The sequence below is a fragment of the Sphingopyxis sp. HIX genome (assembly GCF_001468285.1).
GTDB lineage: Bacteria > Pseudomonadota > Alphaproteobacteria > Sphingomonadales > Sphingomonadaceae > Sphingopyxis.
The window spans coordinates 1-17,669 of record NZ_LNSB01000070.1; the positions used below are offsets into that span (position 1 = coordinate 1).

At 66.5% G+C, this 17,669-nt stretch carries 18 protein-coding genes; 5 read left to right on the plus strand and 13 right to left on the minus strand.

Annotated features, from left to right (window positions below):
• Window positions 1–171: 171 nt before the first annotated feature.
• From rpsU to ATE62_RS21865, 3 genes are all read right to left on the minus strand, one after another.
• On the minus strand, window positions 172–378 hold the full coding sequence (rpsU, locus tag ATE62_RS21855; RefSeq protein ID WP_037510267.1) for a 30S ribosomal protein S21: 207 nt from the start codon (window positions 376–378) through the stop codon (window positions 172–174).
• Between the two features lie 183 nt (window positions 379–561).
• On the minus strand, window positions 562–1,134 hold the full coding sequence (locus ATE62_RS21860; protein WP_231736377.1) for a hypothetical protein: 573 nt from the start codon (window positions 1,132–1,134) through the stop codon (window positions 562–564).
• A gap of 52 nt (window positions 1,135–1,186) precedes the next feature.
• The gene (locus tag ATE62_RS21865) at window positions 1,187–3,208 is read right to left on the minus strand and encodes a YadA-like family protein (RefSeq protein ID WP_082662969.1); all 2,022 of its coding nucleotides are present in this window, start codon (window positions 3,206–3,208) and stop codon (window positions 1,187–1,189) included.
• Window positions 3,209–3,516: 308 nt separating this feature from the next.
• Here ATE62_RS21865 and ATE62_RS21870 point away from each other — a divergent pair, with 308 nt between their 5' ends.
• The 3 genes from ATE62_RS21870 to ATE62_RS21880 all read left to right on the plus strand — a co-directional run bounded on the left by ATE62_RS21870 (window position 3,517) and on the right by ATE62_RS21880 (window position 5,982).
• Window positions 3,517–4,281, plus strand: a complete 765-nt coding sequence (locus tag ATE62_RS21870) for a class II aldolase/adducin family protein (protein ID WP_058806829.1) — start codon at window positions 3,517–3,519, stop codon at window positions 4,279–4,281.
• A gap of 27 nt (window positions 4,282–4,308) precedes the next feature.
• On the plus strand, window positions 4,309–4,854 hold the full coding sequence (locus tag ATE62_RS21875; protein ID WP_058806830.1) for a (2Fe-2S)-binding protein: 546 nt from the start codon (window positions 4,309–4,311) through the stop codon (window positions 4,852–4,854).
• A 138-nt stretch (window positions 4,855–4,992) separates the two neighbouring features.
• A complete protein-coding gene (locus ATE62_RS21880; RefSeq protein ID WP_082662970.1) occupies window positions 4,993–5,982 on the plus strand; it encodes an RcnB family protein in 990 nt (329 codons plus the stop codon).
• A gap of 290 nt (window positions 5,983–6,272) precedes the next feature.
• Here the strand turns inward: ATE62_RS21880 and ATE62_RS21885 are convergent, their stop codons facing one another.
• Window positions 6,273–8,831 (minus strand): EAL domain-containing protein, encoded by a 2,559-nt coding sequence (locus tag ATE62_RS21885; protein ID WP_231736379.1) that lies wholly within the window; start codon window positions 8,829–8,831, stop codon window positions 6,273–6,275.
• A gap of 232 nt (window positions 8,832–9,063) precedes the next feature.
• Between ATE62_RS21885 and ATE62_RS21890 the strand changes: the two genes are divergently transcribed.
• Window positions 9,064–10,104 (plus strand): fatty acid desaturase family protein, encoded by a 1,041-nt coding sequence (locus tag ATE62_RS21890; RefSeq protein ID WP_058810517.1) that lies wholly within the window; start codon window positions 9,064–9,066, stop codon window positions 10,102–10,104.
• Here ATE62_RS21890 and ATE62_RS21895 read toward each other — a convergent pair.
• The 9 genes from ATE62_RS21895 to ATE62_RS21935 all read right to left on the minus strand — a co-directional run bounded on the left by ATE62_RS21895 (window position 10,101) and on the right by ATE62_RS21935 (window position 16,965).
• A complete protein-coding gene (locus ATE62_RS21895) occupies window positions 10,101–10,871 on the minus strand; it encodes an HvfC/BufC family peptide modification chaperone (protein ID WP_058810518.1) in 771 nt (256 codons plus the stop codon). The genes ATE62_RS21890 and ATE62_RS21895 overlap by 4 nt on opposite strands.
• Window positions 10,864–11,709: an MNIO family bufferin maturase gene (bufB, locus tag ATE62_RS21900; protein ID WP_197411772.1), complete on the minus strand. Its 846-nt coding sequence runs from the start codon at window positions 11,707–11,709 to the stop codon at window positions 10,864–10,866. The genes ATE62_RS21895 and bufB overlap by 8 nt, the downstream gene beginning before the upstream one ends.
• 57 nt (window positions 11,710–11,766) lie before the next feature.
• Window positions 11,767–12,072: a hypothetical protein gene (locus tag ATE62_RS21905; RefSeq protein ID WP_058810522.1), complete on the minus strand. Its 306-nt coding sequence runs from the start codon at window positions 12,070–12,072 to the stop codon at window positions 11,767–11,769.
• Window positions 12,073–12,215: 143 nt separating this feature from the next.
• On the minus strand, window positions 12,216–12,698 hold the full coding sequence (locus tag ATE62_RS21910; protein ID WP_058810532.1) for an asparaginase domain-containing protein: 483 nt from the start codon (window positions 12,696–12,698) through the stop codon (window positions 12,216–12,218).
• On the minus strand, window positions 12,695–13,180 hold the full coding sequence (locus ATE62_RS21915) for a DUF3291 domain-containing protein (RefSeq protein WP_058810524.1): 486 nt from the start codon (window positions 13,178–13,180) through the stop codon (window positions 12,695–12,697). The genes ATE62_RS21910 and ATE62_RS21915 overlap by 4 nt, the downstream gene beginning before the upstream one ends.
• Window positions 13,181–13,275: 95 nt before the next feature.
• Window positions 13,276–14,889: a lysine--tRNA ligase gene (locus ATE62_RS21920; RefSeq protein WP_058810533.1), complete on the minus strand. Its 1,614-nt coding sequence runs from the start codon at window positions 14,887–14,889 to the stop codon at window positions 13,276–13,278.
• A gap of 73 nt (window positions 14,890–14,962) precedes the next feature.
• Entirely contained in the window at window positions 14,963–15,499 is a 537-nt protein-coding gene (locus ATE62_RS21925) for a DUF4199 domain-containing protein (RefSeq protein WP_058810526.1), read from the minus strand.
• A gap of 99 nt (window positions 15,500–15,598) precedes the next feature.
• Window positions 15,599–16,009 carry a response regulator transcription factor gene (locus ATE62_RS21930; RefSeq protein WP_082662972.1) on the minus strand — a complete coding sequence of 137 codons (411 nt, stop codon included), beginning with the start codon at window positions 16,007–16,009 and terminating at the stop codon, window positions 15,599–15,601.
• 44 nt (window positions 16,010–16,053) lie between these two features.
• On the minus strand, window positions 16,054–16,965 hold the full coding sequence (locus tag ATE62_RS21935; protein WP_058810528.1) for a copper chaperone PCu(A)C: 912 nt from the start codon (window positions 16,963–16,965) through the stop codon (window positions 16,054–16,056).
• A gap of 115 nt (window positions 16,966–17,080) precedes the next feature.
• Between ATE62_RS21935 and ATE62_RS21940 the strand changes: the two genes are divergently transcribed.
• Window positions 17,081–17,452: a PilZ domain-containing protein gene (locus tag ATE62_RS21940; RefSeq protein ID WP_058810530.1), complete on the plus strand. Its 372-nt coding sequence runs from the start codon at window positions 17,081–17,083 to the stop codon at window positions 17,450–17,452.
• Window positions 17,453–17,669 lie beyond the last annotated feature (217 nt).

Below are 17,669 nucleotides of genomic sequence, written 5' to 3' on the forward strand. Positions count from 1 at the left end.
CCCCTCCACCATGCTTCGCATGGTCCCCCTCCCCATCGCTTCGCGACAGGGAGGATTAGGATGCCCGCAACCGCCCGAAACCCGCCACCCTCCTCGCCGAAAACGAAAAAGGGCGCCGCGTTGCCGCAGCGCCCCTTTCACGATCAGGATCCCGAACGGGAGTGACGGGTCTTACTTGATCCCGTCGCGCTCCATCCGCTTGCGCTCCATCTTGCGGGCGCGGCGGACGGCGGCGGCGTGCTCGCGCGCGCGCTTTTCGCTCGGCTTCTCGTAGTGACGGCGCAGCTTCATCTCGCGATACACGCCCTCACGCTGCAGCTTCTTCTTGAGCGCGCGAAGGGCCTGGTCGACATTATTGTCGCGAACGATGATCTGCATAAAGTGTCTCGACTCCTGTTCGTCAAAACGACCCTGACCGGGAACTATCCGGTTCGCCATGGGTCGCCGATATTCGGGCAATAAAAAGAGCGCCGCGAACCCGCGACGTTCCGATGGAGCGCCACTAAAGGGATTCGCGGCCAAATGCAAGCCCCTGCGCGCCCGCAGGGGCCGAAAACATGGCTATTGGTTCCCGCGGCGGCGCGTGTCGGGGACCTCGGGGCCCGCGGCCGGCTGTTGCGTCGCGAGCGGCATCGGCGAGATCGCGACCCCGAACAGACGCCATTTACCGTTGTACCACTGGAATTCGAAGTCGAAGGCGACCGCGGTCGGGCGCAGCCCGAAACTGCCGCGCACGCGCAGCACATTGCCCTGCCCCACCTGCGGCGCGCCGTTGTAGACGGGCGCGAGCAGCAGGCTGTTCGACAGGTCGACGCGATTGTCGCGCAGCGAGGCGAAGATCTGCGCCAGCCGCGACGGGTCGTTGGCGATCTGGAACGCCGGCGAACTGATATCGCGCAGCACCGAATAATTGCCCGACTGGTTCGCATGGTCGATCGCGGTGATCGTCGACCAGATCAGCTTGGCGAGTTCGAGGTCGCCGGGCACCGGCATCGCCGCGACGGGCGGCGGCGCGGCGGCCCCCGTCTGCGCCTGCGCGGGCGTGGCGATCGCCAGCAGTGCGGCGGACAAAGAAAAAGCGGCCGCTTTCGCGCCGCGTCCCGAGAAGATGATGCTGTCCATAAAATCCATCATGAAAGGGCGATGCTCCCTTGGCAAGGAAGCATCGCCCGTTTTCATCCAAGGCTTACCAGACGACCTGGAAGCCGCCGCGTGCGCCGATCTCGCCCGAGTCGAAGCCCGCGCCCACGCCGGCCGAGAAGGTGGCCTTCTCGCTGATCCGCGCGGTCATCGCGACCGATCCGGCGGTGCGGTCGTTATAATAGCCGATGCCGCCCGACAGGCCGAACTTGGCGTCGGCGGGCAGCGACGGGGTTTCCATCGACAGCGCCAGCGCGACGCCCTCGTTGGCGAGGCGCGCCTGGCGGCGGTTCTCGTCCGACTGCGCGAACAGCGTGCCGATCTGGCTCGTGTGCTGCGCGGTGAGCGTCTGCAGCGCCGAGACATTGGCGTTGGTCGCGGCGAGCGCCGAGGCCGTGGCCAGGCTCGCGACCGTCGGGCCCGCGCCCAGCGTGCCCGACGCATCGACGGTGGCGACGCTGATCGTCCCCGTCTGCGCGGCGGTGCTGGCGGCGAGGTCGCCGACCGACACGCTGCTGCCGGCGCCGCCCAGGCGGACCTGGTTGGCGCGGGTCGTCGTGGCGCCGAAGCCGATCGCGGTCGAATTGTCGAACGCCGCGACCGAATTCTTGCCGACCGCGGTCGACTGGATTCCGGTCGCCTGCGCCTGGTGGCCCGCCGCGAGGCTGAGATTGCCCGACGCGACGGCCTGCCAGCCGAACGCCTGCGCGCCGCGACCCGAAGCGACCGATTCGGCGCCCACGGCGGTCGAATGGAAGCCCGAGGCATTGGCGAGCTGGCCGACGGCGACGGCATCCTCGTCGGTCGCGCTGGCGTTCTGGCCGATCGCGGTCGAGGTCGTGCCGGTCGCGACCGAATCGCTGCCATAGGCCGCGCTCTGCGCCACGGCCGTCGCACCGACGCCCGTCGCGACGCCGCGATTTCCGGTCGCCGAGGCGCCTTCGCCGATGGCGATCGCCTGATCCGCCGCATTGGCGATCCGGCCGATGGCGACGCCGCCGGCAGCCGCCGTGGCATTGGTGCCGACCGCCGTGGCGTCCACGGCAGCCGTCGCAAAGTTACCGACCGCCGTCGCATTGTCGCCGGTGGCGCTGGAGCTCTTGCCGACCGCCGTCGACTGGATGCCCGTGGCGCTCGCCTGATGGCCGAGCGCGGTGCTGAGGTTGCCGGTCGCCGACGATTGCCAGCCGAAGGCCTGCGCACCGCGGCCCGAGGCGACCGCTTCGCCGCCGACGGCGGTCGAGTGGAAGCCGCTTGCCGTGGCGTTATCACCGATTGCGACCGCGTCTTCGTCGGTGGCGGTCGACAGGTTGCCGATGGCCGTGCTGGTCGTACCACTGGCCAACGCTAGAGCACCGACTGCCGTCGAGTTGGCGCCGCTTGCCAGAGCGGCCGTCCCGGCTGCCAGGGCGTTGTCGGCGCTGGCCGTCGAGGAAACGCCGATAGCGACACCGTTTGCCGCCGAGACCGTGTTGAAGGCACCGAGCGCGGCGCCGAACGCACCATCCGCCGTCACCGTATTATTGTTACCAACGGCGGTCGCCCCGGTTGCCCCGGCCTCCACCTGGCTTCCCGTCCCAAGCGCGGTGCTGAAACCCGCTGCCGCGATCACCGGCCGCGATGCGACGCCGCCGCTGCCGAGCGCGGTCGACGAGCGGCCGCTGGCGATCGCCGCGTCGCCGACGGCAACGGCGTGCGTGTCCGTCGCCTGGCTTTGCACGCCGACGGCAATCGCGCGCGTGTCGGTCGCGTTCGCCAGATAGCCGAGCGCCGTGGACGACGCACCCGATGCGGTCGCCGTCGAGCCGACCGCGGTCGATCCGCTGGCATTGGACTGCGCGTTGGCGCCGACCGCGGTCGAATTATTGCCCTGGACCAGCGTGTTCGGACCGCAGGCGAGCTGGCTGTCGTTCGACGAGATCGCGCCGCCGTCGGTATCGCCGGCATCGGCGACCCCATTGTTGTTGGTGTCGAGAATACACTCGGCCGCCTGCGCAGGCGTAGCCGAAAAGGCCGAATAGGCCGCCAGCGCCATTACCGACGCGGACAGTTTCACCATGGTACGCATTGTTTCTCACTCCCCAAAAACACGAGCAGCGGAATGGCCGCATCGTGCAATTCGATGCGCTGCAACCAGCATGAGGGGATGGCCGGGTCGGACCACACGCACACATCCAGGCGGACATCATCGTCTCTTTCGGACGAATGGAAGCCCCGCAGCTCGACCCTGATTCGAAGCCTGACGGTTAACGCTACGTCCGTCAACGTTTTATCGCTTTTGTTAACCAGTTGGCCGCAGCCGCCCGCGGGATTGCGCCCTCGGCTCCGGCTGTGGCATAGGTGGCACAACGAAACCGACTGCGAGAGGATCAGGCGATGGCGACCCAGCTGAAGCGCAACAGCAAATATAGCGAAGCCGAATGGGCGGCGCGGCAGGAACTGGCGGCCTGCTACCGTATCTTTGCGATGATGGGCTGGGACGAGATGATCTTCAACCACATCACGGTGAAGCTCGAGGATCAGGAAGGCGCCTTCCTGATCAACCCCTATGGCATGCATTTCAGCGAAGTGACCGCGTCGAGCCTGATCAAGATCGACATCGACGGCAACAAGCTGGACGAGGATAATCCCTGGCACGTCAACAAGGCGGGTTTCGTCCAGCACAGCCTGTTCCACCGCGTCTTGCCCGACGCGCATGCGATCATCCACACGCATACCACCGCGACGATGGCGGTGTGCGGGCTCGAGGGCGGGCTGCAGCCGACCAACTTCTATGCCTGCAACTTCATGGGCCAGCTCGCCTATCACGACTTCGAGGGCGTGACGGTGCGCGAGGAAGAAGGCGAACGGCTGGTCGAGCATCTGGGCAACAAGCGCATCCTGATGCTGCGCAACCATGGCCCCGTCGTGATGGGCAAGTCGCTGACCGACGCCTTCATCAAATATTGGGCGCTGCAGCGCGCGTGCGAGATCCAGCTCGCGACGATGAGCATGGGCAAGCCGATCCTGGTCGACGAAGAGGTGATCAAGGTCCACCAGCGCGACCTCTATATGGCGGCGATCCCCGGCCAGTCGGGCAAGGCCGAATTCGACGCGATGGTGCGCAAGGTCGACAAGATCGACACGAGCTGGCGTGACTAATCGGACGGGGCCGCTACTAGGGGCTCTATGACGCGCTTTTCGGTCAACGACCGCCCGATCGAATATCGGATGGATCCCGAGACGCCCCTCTTGTGGGCGCTGCGCGACGCGTCGAACCTGACGGGCACCAAATATGGCTGCGGCACGGGCGATTGCGGCGCGTGCACCGTCGACATCGACGGCGAGGCGATCCGCAGCTGCCTGGTCACGATTGCCGAATGCGAGGGCCGCTTCGTCACGACGATCGAGGGGCTGACGCGCGACCGCAGCCATCCGGTGCAGCAGGCGTGGGTCGCCGAACAGGTGCCGCAATGCGGCTTCTGCCAGTCGGGGATGATCATGGCCGCGGCGGCCTTGCTGCGCACCAACAGCAATCCCAGCGATGCCGAGATCGACGCGGCGATGACCAATATCTGCCGCTGCGGCACCTATCCGCGCATCCGCGGCGCAATCAGGCGCGCCGGGCGCGTGCTGCGCGGCGAGGAGCGCATCGCCGCCGCGCCGCCGCCGGGCATCCGGCCACAGGACGCCGCGGGTGCGGTACCCGCGATGCGCGCGCCGCCGGAACGCTAAGCCCTCACGTCCGTTCATCTAGCTGAACCGCAGGCAACATTGCGGTTCAGCCACGACTCATCTGGTCGCCGGTAACTTTCGATTCATCTTCCCGGCCGGCTGCCCGCCGACCATGGGACCCGTGTTCGGAGACAGACGATGAAGAGACTAATCGGAGGGTTGCTGATCGCCGCGACGATGCTCACCCCGGTCGCGCCGGTGTTTGCGCAGGCGCGCGAAGGCCAGCAACTGGCGCAGCGCGGCGACGGCGACCGCGGCAATCGCGGTGGCAACCGCGGTGCCGGCATGAACCGCGGCGGTGGCGGCGAGCGCGGCCAGCGGGCGCAGCGCCCGCAACAGCCGCAGGTGCAGCGCCAGCAGGTGCAGCGCCAGCGCGATGCGGCGCCGCGCCCGCAACAGGCGCCGCAGCGCCGCGACTGGTCGCAGAACCGCGACCGCGGCAATGCCCAGGTGCAACGCCAGCAGGTGCAGCGCCAGCAGGCTCAACGCGAGCAAGCCCAGCGCCAGCAGGCGCAGCGTCAGGGCGGCAACGTCTATGACCGCAATCGCGACGGGCAAATCGACCGCCGCTGGGACCGCAACCGCAACGGCCAGGTCGACCGGCGCTACGATCGCAACGACAACAACCGCGTCGATCGCCGTTACGACCGCAATCGCAACGGCGACCTCGACCGCCGCTGGGATCGCAACAACAACAATCGCATCGACCAGCGCGATCGCCGTTACGACCGCAATCGCGATGGCCAGATCGACCGGCGTTACGACCGCAACGACAACAACCGCGTCGACCGCCGCTATCGCGACAACGACCGGCGGAACAACTGGAACCGCGAATGGCGCGGCGATCGCCGCTACGACTGGCGCGGCTATCGCGACCGCAACCGGAACTATTACCGCCTGCCGCGCTACTACAACCCGTATCGCAACCGCGGCTACACGCGCTTCAGCGTCGGTTTCACGCTGGGGTCGCTGTTCTATGGCCAGCGCTACTGGATCAACGATCCCTGGTACTATCGCCTGCCGCCGGCCTATGGCGGGTATCGCTGGGTGCGCTATTACAACGACGCGCTGCTCGTCGACACCTATAATGGCGAAGTGGTCGACGTGATCTACGATTTCTTCTGGTAATATCTTTCGGTTACCAGCGGACAAACTGAGGGGCCGGGTTTCCGGTCCCTCTTTTTATGCATCAGGCGGATGGCTGGTTCCGGGCGGGAGCGGTCATTCTAATCCTCCCTGTCGCGCAGCGATGGGGAGGGGGACCATGCGAAGCATGGTGGAGGGGTGGAGGCCTCCAACGCTGACGCTTGTAGCATCGACCCCTCCACCACCCTTCGGGCGGTCCCCCTCCCCACGGCTTCGCCGCAGGGAGGATTAAGAACGTCCGCTCCCCACCCCAATCCCGCCGCTCGCTTCCCTCACGCCGCGCGGTCGATCCGTGCGCGCACCGGCGCCGGAGAGGCGTTGCCGATCAGCGCCGTTATCTCCACCGCCTGCGCAAATTGCACGCCGACGCGGTTCTGTTCGGACCAGCGCGCTTCGGCGTCGAGGACGAGTTCGGGGCCGAATTCGAGGCGGAAGACCGTGCCCTCGGGCACGTTCCACAGCCCTTCGATCAGCGCGCCGCGCGTCGAGACGTTGCGGATGATCGCCTCGTAGCGGTAACCGCCGCTCTCGACATGAATCGTGCGGAAGGTCAGCCGCCGCGGCTCGCGCGCGCTCTTGTAGCCCTCGGCCGACACGCGGCCGCCGCCGGTGCGCAAGAGGTCGAGCGCGTCCGCCAGCGCCATCGGCTTGCCATAGATATAGCCCTGGACATGGCTGCAGCCCAAACCGCGGATCAGGTCGAGGTCGTCGTGCGTCTCGACCCCCTCGGCGGTGGTCTCCATCTTGAGCGCCGCCGCGAGGCCGACGATCGACGAGATGATCGCGGCGTTCATGCTGGTCTTGTCGGCGGCGCCGCGCACGAAGCTCTGGTCGATCTTGATCTTGTCGAAGGGCGCCTTCTTCAAATAGCCCAGCGCCGAATAGCCGGTGCCGAAATCGTCGAGCGCGAGGCGGACGCCGGTGCGCTTCAGCCGCTGGAACATCTCCAGATTTTCGGGGCTTTCGTCGAGGAAGATGCCCTCGGTGATCTCCAGCTCGAGCTGGTCGGGGCGGATGCCCGCGGCCGAAACCGCGCCCATGATCGTCGCGGGCAATTTCTCGTTCGCGAACTGGCGCGGCGAGACGTTGACCGCGACGCGATAATCGGGGCCGAAGCGCGCGATCGCGTCGCACGCCGAGCGGATGATCCATTCGCCGATCGGGATGATCAGGTTCGATTCCTCGGCGATCGGGATGAATTTCGACGGGCTGACCAGGTCGGCGCCGCCGCGCTGCCACCGGATCAGCGCTTCGAAGCCGGTCACGCGTTCGCTCGCGACGTCGACGATCGGCTGGTAGACGAGGCGGAGCTCATCCTTCGCCAGCGCATCGCGCAGCGCATCCTCGATCGCCTTCCGCTCGCTCGCCTGGTCGTGCATCGCATCGGCGTAGAAGCGATAGACGCCGCGCCCCGCGTCCTTCGCGGCATAGAGCGCGAGGTCGGCGTTGCGCACCAGCGCCGACGAGGGCACCCCCGCGCCTTCGGACACCGAGATGCCGATCGACGAGCCGATCCGGACCTGCTCGCCCTCGATCGAAAAGGGCTTGGCGAGGCTGAGGATGATCGAGTTCGCGATATTGGCGAGCTTGTCGGCCTGGGTGATCTGCGGCAGTACGATCTGGAATTCGTCGCCGCCGAGGCGCCCGACCTGCCCCTTGTCGCCGATGATCTGGGTGAGCCGCGCCGCGACCTGCTGGAGCAGCTGGTCGCCGACCGGGTGGCCGAGCGTGTCGTTCACCGCCTTGAAGCGGTCGAGGTCCATCAGCAGCAGCGCGCAGGGCTGCGGCTGGCCAATATGGTTGCGCAATGCGCGTTCGAGCAGGTCGGTGATATGGAGCCGGTTGGCGAGCCCGGTGAGCACGTCGTAGCGCGCGAGCTGGTTGATCTCGCGCTCGGACTTCTTCTTTTCGGTGAGGTCGGTGCCGCTGCCGCGGAACCCCTGGAAATTGCCGAGCTCGTTGCTGATCGGGTGGCCCGAAATCGACCACCAGCGCTCCTCGCCCTGCACCGCGGCCTGCACGGTCAGCTCCTTGAACGGCGTTCGCGACGACAGGCTGAAGCCCAAAGTGCGTTCCTCGCTCTCGTCGTTGCCGATGCGCTTCCTGATGATGTCGGTGAAGGGCTTGCCGATCAGACTGCTCGCCGGGCGGCCGAGCTTTGCCGCGACGGTCTGCGAGATATAGACGAGCTGGCCGTGGCGGTCGGTTTCCCAGAACCAGCCGCGCCCCGCGCGTTCGAAGTCGCGCACCAGGTTTAGCGCGCGCTGCTGCTCGCTCGCCGCCTTGTGCTTGGCGCGGCGGGTGCGATTCTGGTGGCGGACGTCCTCGCGCACCATCACGATCAACAGGACGAGGAAGATCATCGCCGCGATCGCGAAGGGCACCGACGCCTTGCCGATCGCGCCGCCGAGCGCGGTGGCGCCCGCGAAGGTGAAGAAAGCCGGCCGCGCGATCGCCACCGCCGACGCCGCGACGAGCACCGTGCCCACGCGAATCGCCGAAAAGGCATCGACATAGGGGCCGCCGCCCATGCCGCCGCCGTTCACGAACATCGCGATGCTGGTGAACAAGGTGCCGAGCGCGATCAGCCCCATCACCGCGGTGCACCAGAGGCCGATCCGTTCGGGGAGGCCGCGCTGCGGCGACCGCGACAATTGGCCGATCACGGTCAGGACGAGGTCGCAGCCGATGCCGAGTCCGAGCAGCAACCACTGCGACGGCCGGTCGAAAAAGCCCGGAAGTCCGGGAAAAAAGGCACAGGCGAAATAGACGAGGACGCGGCTGACGAGCACATAGTGCCACAGCTGTGCGACGCGCGTCAGGCGCGTCACAAACTCCGGTGAATCGAACAGCGATTCGTCAGGCGACGTCTCGCTGGCCACCGGCCTCACTATGGCCCGCTTCAACCCCAATCCCGCAGTTCCCGTAAACAGTCGGTCCTTTGTGCGATTTCTGTGCCAGAAAGGGGTTTCCAAAACCTTATACGGGAGGGGCGTAAAGCCGCGTAATTGCTCCATAATGGGAGGGATTGGGTTTTTCTTCGCAACGGGTTATAGTCGCGCCATGCCTGCCGTACGCCTCCTGCCGCCGACCCAGTTTTTCAGCCGCGACGAATGGGCCGCGATCACGCGCGTGTCGCCGTGGCGCGGCATCTGGCTGGTCGCGCACGGCTGGATCGTCAGCATTGGGGTGATCGGGATCGCGGCGTGGCTCGCGAATCCCCTCGCCTGGCTCGCCGCGATCATTCTCGTCGGGGGACGGCAATTGGGTTTTGCGATCCTGATGCACGACGCCGCGCATGGCGCGCTGCACCCCAACCGCAAGCTCAACAATTTCCTCGGCGACTGGCTGACCGGCGCGGCGGTGGGGTCCGACCTCATCGCCTACCGCACCTATCACCTCCAGCATCACAAATTCACCCAGCAGGCGGAGGACCCCGACCTTCTGCTGTCGAAGCCCTTCCCCACCACGCGCGCCAGCCTTTGGCGCAAGGCGCTGCGCGACCTCTCCGTGCAGACCTTCTTCAAGCAGCGCGTGGCGCAATTCGGGCTGGCGATCACCGGGCTCAAAGCGATGCTGCGCGGCGAGAAGGCCGGGAAGACCGGCGCGAGCACGCGCGCGGGCACGCCGTTCAACAAGCAGTCCGACGACGGCGTCACCGCGCCCGCGGTCGATGCGGCGGGCGCGATGGCGGTGACGCGTGCGGTCGGGCGTTTCCTGGCGGTGCAGGCGGTGCTGCTGGCGCTGTCGCTATCGCTCTATGGCTGGACGCCCTATCTGCTGTGGCTCGCGGGGCTCGCGACGACCTTCCAGCTGTACCTGCGCATCCGCAACATCGCCGAGCATGCGTGCACGACGACGGGCAGCGACGATCCGTTCAGCCATGCGCGCACGACGCGCGCAGGCTGGATCGCGCGCGCGACGGTGGCGCCTTACTGGGTCAATTATCACGCCGAGCATCATCTGTTCATGGGGGTGCCCTGTTACCGGCTGCCCGAGGTCCATGCCGCGCTGGGCCGGGCAGGCAAGCATGACGCGATGACGATCGCGCCCGATTATGCGAGCGTGCTGCGGCAGGTCACCTCGCGGCCCGCGGCGGCCTAGTCCGCGAGCACCAGCAGTTCGTCGGCGAGCCAGCGGCCGAGCCACGCGGCGAGCGCTTCCATCGCCGCGGCCTCGCCCTCGGCCTCGATCAGCGCGGCGCTGAGGTCGGTGAAGCTGGCGCCATCGGCGAGCAGCGCCAGCGCGGCGGCCTCGTCGGCCATCAGGCTGCGGAAGCGCGATTGGGTGCCGTCGCGCCATATCAGCAAAGTTGCGGCGTCGGGCAGGGCCTCGACCTCGGGCGGTTCCTCGTCGGCGTCGAGGCTGCTCCATAGTGCTGCGACATTATGGCGGACGGGCAGCAGGGTCGCCGAGGGATGCAGCGTCAGCCGCCTTTCGATCCAGGCATCGCCGAGTTCGCCCACCGCGGCCGCATCGAGCGGCGCGGTGTCGGCGGCGTCGAAGGCATGGCGCAGCGCCCAGTCGAGCGCCGCCAGCTCGGCGAGCTCACCGTCGTCCGGATAGTGCTGCGCCAAAAACGCCGCAAATTTCTCGCCATAATAGCGCAGGTTGCGCGTGTGCGAGGGGTGGGCGTCGACATAGGCCTCGGCCAGATTGTCGAACTGTTCGTCGCCGACATAGGCGTGGAGCCGCTCATAATGGTCGGCGAGCACGCCGGTCAGGCTCGAGCGGTAATTGTTGCGATAGATGGCGAGCCGCTTCGCCGCACCGACGCGGTTGTCGTCGACGATCAGCGCCTCGGCCGCCGCGTCATTGGCGATGACGCCGGCGAGGAAGCGCGCCTGCATGTCGCGCAGCGCCTCAGCCATGCACCGGCTCCAGCACCTGTGCCGCGAGGGCGCGGGCGCGGTCGAGTTCGGCGATGACGTCGGGGAGCGGCGGGATATGGTCGTCGCGCTCGATCATCGTCGCGACGGGGCCGAACATCCGGACCGCGTCGCCATAGAGGTCCCACACCGCGTCGCAGACGTCGGCGTCGTGCGTGTCGATGACATAGTCGCCCATGTCGCTGTGCCCCGCGAGATGGATCTGCTGGATGCGGTCGGCGGGCAGGCCGGCGAGATAATCCTGCGGGTCGAAGCCGTGGTTGCGCGCGCTGACATAGATATTGTTGACGTCGAGCAGCAGCAGGCAGTCGGCGCGCTCCGCCATCTCGGCGAGGAAATCCCATTCGCTGCGGTCCGACGAACGGAAGGTGACGTAGGAGGACGGGTTCTCGATCAGGATACGCCGGCCGAGAAAATCCTGCACGCGGCCGATGTTGTCCACGACGCAGTCGAGCGCGGGGGCGTCATAGGGCAAGGGCAGCAGGTCGTGCGTGTTGTGCGCGTTGATCCCTGTCCAGCAGAGATGATCGGATATCCACAGCGGCTCAACTCTGCCTGCCAGCACCTTGAGATCACGAAGATAGTCGTGATCGAGCGGTTCGGCCGAGCCGATCGACAGCGACACGCCATGCATCACCACGGGATAGTCGGCGCGGACCCGGTCGAGCATCGCCAGCGGCTTGCCGCCGGGGACCATGTAATTTTCGGAAATGATCTCCAGCCAGTCGACCGGCTGGGGCTGGCCAAGGAACTCGCCATAATGTTCGGGGCGCAGCCCGAGGCCGAAGCCCGGCGACGGCGCGGTTTTGCTGTCCATCATCGGTCCTGTCGGCAAGGAAGTGGCAGGCCCGGACCACCGGGCCTGCCCTATCCGTTGTCAGACGACGATCTTGCCGCCATCGCTGAGGCACTTGCCCGCGGCGAGCTTTTTCCAGCCCTTGCCCTTGCAGGCGTTCGCGCCCTTGCAGCTGTTGCCCGCCGAGCCGCAGCCCGACGCGCCGCTGCACGAGCTCGCGTCGGTCTTGCAATCCGACGCGCCCTTGCAGCTGTTGACGCCGGCGCATTTGACTTCGTCGGCGGCGCCGATGGTCTTCGATTTGGGGGCTTCGCCGGCGAGCGCGGCGCCCGACAGCGCGAGCGCGGTGGCCGAGGCGGCGATCAGGCCGGCCAGTTTGTTGGTCATGAGTTTACCCTTCCCTTCGGTTGTCCAATCAAGGTGGGGCAGCGACTCACCGCCCCCCGGTCTTATTCACACGACCCGGTGACATGATGGCATGATCTGGATCACAGAGGGAAGATTATTCAACGATATGGCTGCGAAGCCATTCACCCTTCGGCGCGAAAGCGTCCTGCCGCGCGGTCTTTCACCGTGGTCAGGGGATCGAAGATCATCCCGTTCATCGCGACATAGACGCCGGGCGGCAGCGTCTGTGCCGCGGCGAGCGCGAAGCCGACGTTGAATTCGGCGTCGCTCGCGCGCACCGACGCGGGCTGCATCGCGCCGGTCATGACGATCGTCTTGCCCGCGATCCCCGCGAGCACGCGCCCGGTGACGACCATCGTATCGGTGCCGTGGGTGACGAGGATGCGGTCGGCGTCGCTCGCGGCGACCGCGGCGCGGATCGCCTCGCGGTCGGCGTCGCCCAGTTCCAGGCTGTCCTTGCGCATCAGCTGCGTGACGCGGTGCGGGACATGGACATTATTCTCGCGCAGCATGTCGGGGATCGCCGCGGGGCCGATCTGGAATTCGCTGAGCGCGTCGAAATAGACTTTGTCGATCGTGCCGCCGGTCGTGAAGATGTCGATCACGCGCATTCGTCCTCGATGGGAAGCGCCGGGGTGCCGTCGGGAGCGTCGAACGGCCGCTTGAAGCTGAAGGCCTCGGCGCTCGGGCCGTTCGCCTCGATCATCGCGATCCGCGCCAGGCCCTCGGCGACCGTCGGGCGATGGCCGGCGGGAACCCACCAGAGCGCGACGCGCGAGTCCTTGTGGTCGAACCACTCCTTGCGCCGCTTCATGATCGCGAGGTGGTCGGACGTGCGATAAACATAGGTGGCGAGCGCATCGAGATCGCGCCACACCGACATGTTGGCGATAACGAGCGGATCGTCGGTCACCGCCACGTCGGTCGCATTATTGCCCTCGCCGATCAGGCGCCAGACAAAGCCGTCGGCGGCCTCGGCGACAGCATTCACATGGTCGAGCGCGTCCATGAAATCGCGGTTGGCGGCATGGTCGGATGGCAGGCGAAAGCGGCTGATGTTGATCTGCGCGAGTTCATAGGCCGCCATCTTCTTCTCCCTCGAAATCCCGTTCGTACCGGCCAAGTGGCGACGCATCCGGCCGGCCGCAAGCCCGGCACGAACGAAATATGAAGTCGGCCGCCCTACGCCAGCGCCTCGGCGATCAGCCGCCGCGTGTTGGCGATCCCGAACAAGGCGATGAAGCTGCCCATGCGCGGCCCGGCGCTCGACCCGAGCAGGGTCTCGTAGAGCGCCTTGAACCAGTCGCGCAGGTTTTCAAAGCCATAGGCTTCGTTCTTGCCGACCTCGTAGACGATATTCTGGATATCGTCGGCCGAGGCGTCGGCGGGCAGCGCGGCGAGCCTGGCGTCGAGGTCGGCGAGCGCCGCGCCCTCGCTGCCCGCAGGCTTGCGGCGGTTCAGCGTCGGCGCGACATAGTCGCATCCATAGGCGACGGCGTTTTCGATGAGCCTGTCGAGTTCGGGATACTTCTCGGGGGACGCGTCGGGAGTGTATTTTTGCAGATACTCCCAGACTATCTTCTTATCTCCCAGCCCGGGTAGGCTGACGAGATTGAGCAGCAATCCATAGGTCACGGGAAGCAACGTATCGGGCACCACCTCGCCGCGCGCGACATGGACATGGTGCACGGGGTTGCCGAGCTTCTTGTCGCCTTCCTGCGCGGGGTAATTGCCGCGCATCTGGAGATATTCGTCGACCGCCTTCGGGATGACGCCGATGTGCAGCTGCTTCGCCGCCTTGGGCTCGCGATAGGCGAAGAAGGCGAGGCTCTCCTCGCTGCCATAGCTCAGCCACTGCTCGAGGCTGAGGCCATTGCCCTTCGACTTCGAAATCTTCTCGCCCTTTTCGTCGAGGAACATTTCGTAGATCAGCCCCTCGGGCTTTTGCCCGCCGAGCGCGCGCGCGATCTTGCCCGACTGGACGCCGCTGTCGGTCAGGTCCTTGCCGTACATTTCATAATCGACGCCGAGCGCCACCCAGCGCATCGCCCAGTCGACCTTCCACTGCAGCTTGGCGCCGCCGCCGAGAATGCTGTGCGTAATCGTCTCGCCCTCATCCTCGAACGACACGAGGCCCTTGTCGGCATCGACCACCGTCACCGGCACCTGGAGCACGATGCCCGACTTCGGACTGACCGGCAGGATCGGCGAATAGGTCGCGGCGCGCTCGGCGCGCAGCGTCGGCAGCATGATGTCGAGGATGTCCTGATTGTGGCGAAGGACATTCTTGAGCGCTTCGTCGAAAGCACCCGACGTGTAACGCTCGGTCGAGCTCACGAACTCGTAATCGAAGCCGAAACGGTCGAGAAACTCGCGCAGCATCGCATTGTTATGATGCGCAAAACTCTCATACTTGCCGAAGGGATCGGGAATCGCGGTGAGCGGCTTGCCGAGATGCGCCGCGAGCATTTCCTTTTGCGGCACATTGTCGGGGACCTTGCGCAGCCCGTCCATGTCGTCGCTGAACGCGACGAGACGCGTCGGCGCGGCCACCCCGGATTCATTGGCGGTCAGCGTCTCATAGGCGCGGCGGACCATCGTCGTGCGCAGCACTTCGTTGAAGGTGCCGATATGCGGCAGGCCCGAGGGGCCGTAGCCAGTCTCGAACAGCATCGGCGCGCCGCCGGGCTTGCCCTGGGGGTAGCGTTTCACCAGCTTGCGCGCTTCCTCGAACGGCCAGGCCTTGGACGTTTGCGCGGGCTCGCGCAGGGCGGGGTCGAGATGCAAGTCGGTCATGGCGCGCGCCATAGCGGCAAGAAACAAGGATGGGAAGAAGAGCGGACGCGCGCCGCTCTTCTTCCCTTTCCGATCACCCCCGCGGCTGCACTGCGGGCATGAAGCCGCTTTTACGCAGCAGCACGGCCGAGATCAGCGACACCAGCAGCCCGACGGGCAGGATTTCGGTGAAGGTCAGCGCCATGCGGAACAGCGGGTTCTTGTACTGCTCGGCCATGGCGTTCATCTCGGCCGAGAATTTTGCGATCTCGGCCGCCGATTTGCCCGCGGCGCGCATATCCTCGACCATGCTCGCCATATATTCGGCCATGAAGGTCCCGCCGGTCTGCCACATATAGACCTCCCAGCTCAGCACATAGAAAAGCGAGGCGACGCCCGCGATGCCGAGCCCCACGCCGAACGCCTTGCCGAAACCGATCACGCCGCCGAGGTTGACGTCGCGGTAGCGCTTCACCCCGACGAACACGAAGATCATCGCGACCAGCATCGACAGATAGCCGGCGACCATGCCCAGCGTGCCATGGTCCGCGATGAAGGTGATGCTGCTGTACATGCCGATGATGACGATGACGCCCGCGATGGCGCCATAGACTGCGATAATCCTGCCCATGATCCTGTCTCCCCTGTTGGTGGATGCCATGCAGGATGGCCCCCGACAACGGACGAAATCCATCGCCCAAAGGGGTGATTTGGCGATTATCGCCCGATTTTACGGCAGGATGTCGAGCGCGCGCGCCTTCTGGATTGCCTGCGTGCGGCTCGCGACCTCGAGCTTTTCATAGACGCGGGCGATGTGGGTCTTGACCGTGTTGGGCGAGATGTCGAGCCGGCGCGCAATCACCTTGTTGGCGTGGCCCGCGGCGAGCATGTCGAGCACCTCGCATTCGCGCGAACTGATCCCGAGCGCCGCGATCGCCGCCTCGTTGCGAACGAAAGCGGCGCGCGGGCGCGCGGTCAGCCGGTTGCCGACCCAGACACCCAGCGCGACACAGAGGATGGCGATGCAGACGATGGTGAATTCGCTCGACCAGCGATGGACGGCATGTTTGTAGTTCAGCCATTCGAGCAGGAAGGCCGCCGCCGCGAGCGCGATGCCGTAGAGGATGATCGGACGGGCCATGGCCCCCGGTAGATCATTCCCGGCGCGGCCATGCAACAGGCGGCTCAGCCCTCCCAGCCCTTGGCGCTGTCGGCGACGATGTGGAAATCGACGCGCACCGCGCCCGCGCGCTCGAACTGCAGTATGATCGGCACGCTGCTACCGGCGGCGAGCGGCGCCGTCAGACCCATGAGCATCAGGTGCAGCGGCGTGCCGGGCTTGACCTCGGTCCGCGCGGCGGGGGCGATGTCGAGCGGCCAGACATTGTCCATCGATACCTTGCCCCCGGCGCGGGTGACGCGGTGCAGTTCGACGCGTTCGGCGCAGGCGCAGCGCGCCGAGAGCAGACGGTCGGGCGCGGTGCCGCCGTTGGCGATCGCGATATAGCCGGCGGTGTCGCCGCCGGCCTCGGGCGCGTCGCGGACGATGGCGCGCGCGACCTGCAGATGGTCGAACGCGACGGCGCCGGGTGCGGGCACGGGTCCGGCCGCAGCGAATTTCATCGCGAAGAGCGGGGTCCAGGCGTCGCCCTCGCGCTTTTCGGACTCGGCGGCATAGCCGCCCGCGGGATCGAAGCGCAGCTTGTTGCGGATCGCCATCGGCTTGCCGCCGGGGCCGGTATAATCCTCGTCGGGAAAGTCGAAGCCGCCTTCGACCCCGATCGCCTGCCCCTCGCTGTAGCCGCCGTCGCCGGCAAAATAATGGTAGCGGATCGTGCCGCTCTTCGCGTCGCGGCGATAGACGCTGATGCCGCCATAGGGTTCGGTCCCGCCGGTGACGATGTGCCGGTCCTCCATCGCGGTGCCGCCCTCGATCAGCCGGTAGCAATGCGTGTCGCGCGCCTTGCCGCCGGGGAATTCGGCGGTCCAGCAGCGGCCGAGCAGCGGGGCGAAATGGTCGGCGAGCGTGGGCTGCTCCTCGGCCGCGGCGGTTGAGGCTCCGGCCAACAAGGCTGCGATCAGCATGGCTTTGCGCATATCTTCTCTCCCCCAATTCGAGGGTGAGGCTACCGCGACTTGAATGATCGATCAAGTGGGCGATCGAGCGAACATCGTTACCGGATTATTTACCATCTTTGCCTAGCCTCGGCGCATGACCAGCACCGTTTCCCCTCGCCCGCGCCAGCACAAGCGCACAGCTGTATCGCTCGACGTCACCGTCAACGGCGTGCTCAACGTCGTCGAAGGCCGCATCACCGACCTGTCGGAGGGCGGCGCGCGGATCGAGGGCGGCGTGATCATGCCGGTACGCTCGCGCTGCGAGGTCCATTATGGCGGGCAGACGGTCTATGCGATCGTGATGTGGGCCGAGGTAGACCGGATGGGGGTGCGATTCCCCTACGAACTCGTCGACGGGCCGCTGTACAACGCGCTCGAACGCGCGCGGGGCGCCTGGTCCAGCGAGCCGGCGCAGATCTTCCGCAGCATGCGGCCGGCGACCTTCGGGCGGCGCGGATTGAGCTGAACCGCGAAGGGCGGGTTTCGGGCGGAAGCGGACATCCTAATCCTCCCTGTCGCGAAGCGATGGGGAGGGGGACCATGCGAAGCATGGTGGAGGGGTGGTAGCGGCCTTGAGCCGACGCTCAAGGCCGCTACCACCCCTCCACCACCCTGCGGGTGGTCCCCCTCCCCACGGCTACGCCGCAGGGAGGATTAAGATGGCCGGCTCCCCACCCCAAAGC

Excerpts from the sequence above, each read along its gene's own strand:
- rpsU (WP_037510267.1), bottom strand. The coding sequence starts at position 378 with ATGCAGATCATCGTTCGCGACAATAATGTCGACCAGGCCCTTCGCGCG.
- ATE62_RS21860 (WP_231736377.1), bottom strand. The coding sequence starts at position 1,134 with ATGATGGATTTTATGGACAGCATCATCTTCTCGGGACGCGGCGCGAAA.
- ATE62_RS21865 (WP_082662969.1), bottom strand. The coding sequence starts at position 3,208 with ATGCGTACCATGGTGAAACTGTCCGCGTCGGTAATGGCGCTGGCGGCC.
- ATE62_RS21870 (WP_058806829.1), top strand. The coding sequence starts at position 3,517 with ATGGCGACCCAGCTGAAGCGCAACAGCAAATATAGCGAAGCCGAATGG.
- ATE62_RS21875 (WP_058806830.1), top strand. The coding sequence starts at position 4,309 with ATGACGCGCTTTTCGGTCAACGACCGCCCGATCGAATATCGGATGGAT.
- ATE62_RS21880 (WP_082662970.1), top strand. The coding sequence starts at position 4,993 with ATGAAGAGACTAATCGGAGGGTTGCTGATCGCCGCGACGATGCTCACC.
- ATE62_RS21890 (WP_058810517.1), top strand. The coding sequence starts at position 9,064 with ATGCCTGCCGTACGCCTCCTGCCGCCGACCCAGTTTTTCAGCCGCGAC.
- ATE62_RS21895 (WP_058810518.1), bottom strand. The coding sequence starts at position 10,871 with ATGGCTGAGGCGCTGCGCGACATGCAGGCGCGCTTCCTCGCCGGCGTC.
- bufB (WP_197411772.1), bottom strand. The coding sequence starts at position 11,709 with ATGATGGACAGCAAAACCGCGCCGTCGCCGGGCTTCGGCCTCGGGCTG.
- ATE62_RS21905 (WP_058810522.1), bottom strand. The coding sequence starts at position 12,072 with ATGACCAACAAACTGGCCGGCCTGATCGCCGCCTCGGCCACCGCGCTC.
- ATE62_RS21915 (WP_058810524.1), bottom strand. The coding sequence starts at position 13,180 with ATGGCGGCCTATGAACTCGCGCAGATCAACATCAGCCGCTTTCGCCTG.
- ATE62_RS21920 (WP_058810533.1), bottom strand. The coding sequence starts at position 14,889 with ATGACCGACTTGCATCTCGACCCCGCCCTGCGCGAGCCCGCGCAAACG.
- ATE62_RS21925 (WP_058810526.1), bottom strand. The coding sequence starts at position 15,499 with ATGGGCAGGATTATCGCAGTCTATGGCGCCATCGCGGGCGTCATCGTC.
- ATE62_RS21930 (WP_082662972.1), bottom strand. The coding sequence starts at position 16,009 with ATGGCCCGTCCGATCATCCTCTACGGCATCGCGCTCGCGGCGGCGGCC.
- ATE62_RS21935 (WP_058810528.1), bottom strand. The coding sequence starts at position 16,965 with ATGCGCAAAGCCATGCTGATCGCAGCCTTGTTGGCCGGAGCCTCAACC.
- ATE62_RS21940 (WP_058810530.1), top strand. The coding sequence starts at position 17,081 with ATGACCAGCACCGTTTCCCCTCGCCCGCGCCAGCACAAGCGCACAGCT.